Origin of the sequence: Pseudomonas sp. HY13-MNA-CIBAN-0226 (genome assembly GCF_040310305.1) — a bacterium.
GTDB classification, from domain to species: domain Bacteria; phylum Pseudomonadota; class Gammaproteobacteria; order Pseudomonadales; family Pseudomonadaceae; genus Aquipseudomonas; species Aquipseudomonas gregormendelii.
Genome location: NZ_JBEOPS010000073.1, coordinates 1 through 463 on the forward strand (window position 1 = coordinate 1; position 463 = coordinate 463).

Below are 463 nucleotides of genomic sequence, written 5' to 3' on the forward strand. Positions count from 1 at the left end.
GGTTAAAGCAGCAAGTCCCGTGTTATTAATGACCATTTCGCCACTTTCATTGAGCAGCCGCTTATTACGATGTAAAAAATCCACGAATAAGAAAGCACCACTGCGTTTATTGCCATCGGTAAAGGGATGGTTCTTGACCATAAAATACAATAAATGCGCCGCTTTACTCTCGATAGTCGGATAGGCAGGCTCGCCAAACACGGTTTGCTGCAAATTGCCCAGTACACTGTCTAACCCGTCACCGCGAGGCTTGGCAAATAGCTCAGTTGCCTCACCGCGTGATATTAATTGCGCTTTTAAATTGTTTAGTGCGCTCATCGCTTCAGTTAGGCTAGGCAATACACCGCCCTCCTGCCCTGCTTGATCGTCAAGCAAGCCTTCATCATAGCGTTGTAGCCATAAAAACGTCTGCGTATAACGGCTGATAATCTCAATTAAGCCGCGCCCTTCATCAGTATTCAGC

Annotated in this window: 1 protein-coding gene; it reads right to left on the reverse strand. The window is 46.7% G+C overall.

The genetic code is table 11. The annotated features are described in order from the left end of the window. The coding region (locus tag AAEZ05_RS27810) for a type II toxin-antitoxin system death-on-curing family toxin (protein ID WP_350649755.1) at positions 1 to 463 on the reverse strand (463 nt) is incomplete at both ends.